Here is a 1,573-nt window from a genome sequence, read left to right on the forward strand (position 1 = left end):
GGCGCGCTCCCGCTGCGCGGGCGCACGGCCGAACTGGAGCGGCTGCTCGCCCCGCAGGGCCCGCCGGTCCGGCTCCTCACCGGGGAGGCGGGCGTGGGCAAGACCCGGCTCGCGGGCGAGGTGGCCCGCCGGGCGAGCGAGGCGGGCACGGCGGTGCTGTGGGGGAGCGGCCACGACGCCGAGGGGCACACCCCCTACGGGGCCTTCGCCGAAGCCCTCGACGGCTGGCTCGCCGAACACGCGGCGGCGGAACGGGCCACGGTGGGCTCCGAGTACCCCGAACTCGCCTCCTTCCTGCCGTCCCTGGGCCGGGCCGGGGACGCGCGGGAGCGCAGCCCCGAGGAGGAGCGCGACCGTCTGTTCCGGGCGAGCACCATGCTGCTCGCCGACCTCGCGACCCGGTGCCCCGTCCTCGTCGTCCTCGACGACCTGCACGCCGCCGACACCGGCTCCTTCCAGCTCCTGAGCCACCTGGCCCGGCGCGCCAGGGACCGGGGGACCGCGCTGCGCTTCCTCGTCACCTGCCGGGAGGAGGAGATACCCGAGGGCGACCCGCGGCGCGCGGCCGTGACCGCGCTGCTCCACCAGCGACTGGCCGTACGCGAGGAGGTGGCACGCCTCGGCGAGCGGGACTGCCTGGCGGTGGCCAGGGACGCCGTGGCCAGGGACGCCGTGGCAGGGGATGCCGTGGCCGGGGACGCCGTCGCCGAGGCGCCCGAGGGCGACTGGGCCCGGCGCGCCTGGGAACTGTCCCTGGGCAACCCGCTGTTCGCCGCGGAACTCGCCCGCGGACTCGCCGAGGACCCGGGCGGCGCCGACACCGTACGCGCCCCGGCCGGGGTCCGCGACCTCGTCGCCGGCCGGCTGGCCCGTCTCGATCCCGACGCGCGCCGCCTGGTCGAGGCCCTCTCCGTCGCGGGCGGCGAGGCCGCGCTCTCCGAACTGCTCGACGTCGCCGCGCACGGCCTGCGCCCGCCGCTGGCAGGGCACTCGGCGGCCGACGCCCTGGAACGGGCCGTCGCCGCCTCAATCGTGGAGGAACGCGAGGTCGTGGTGGCCGGACGGCCGCAGGACGGCATCGCCTTCCGCCACCCGCTGGTCCGCCTGACCTGTTACGCACGGCTGAGCGCCGTGCGCCGCAGAGGACTGCACGCGGCCTTCGCGCGCGCGGTCGCGCGCCGCCGCCCGGACGCCGTCGACACCCTCGCCTCGCACTACACCCGCGCCGACGACCCGCGCGCCGCCGAGTACCTGCGCCGCGCCGCCGAGCGCGCGGCGCGCCTGTACGCGAACGACACCGCCGACCGGTACTACCGCGACCTCGTCGCCAGGCTCGACGTGGACGCCGCACGCGCCCGCCTCGCGCACGCCCACGTCCTGCGCAGAATGGGCGACTTCGAGCGGGCCGCCGAGGTACTGCGCCTCGCGCTCGCCGAGTTCGAGCGGCGCGGTGAGCACGACGACACGGTGCTCACCGCCGCCCTCCTCGCCGAGACGCTCGGCAAGACCAGCGCACCCGCCGCCGCCCGGCGCGTCCTGCGCGCGCACCCCGTCACGCCGGAGACCGCCCCCG

1 protein-coding gene is annotated in these 1,573 nt (G+C 78.1%); it reads left to right on the forward strand.

Annotated elements, in window-relative coordinates:
* Positions 1-1,573 (forward strand): AAA family ATPase (locus tag G3I42_RS31925; protein WP_239096814.1); only part of this gene is annotated, 1,573 nt, incomplete at both ends.

It is taken from the genome of Streptomyces sp. SID11385 (genome assembly GCF_010548245.1).
Lineage (GTDB): Bacteria > Actinomycetota > Actinomycetes > Streptomycetales > Streptomycetaceae > Streptomyces.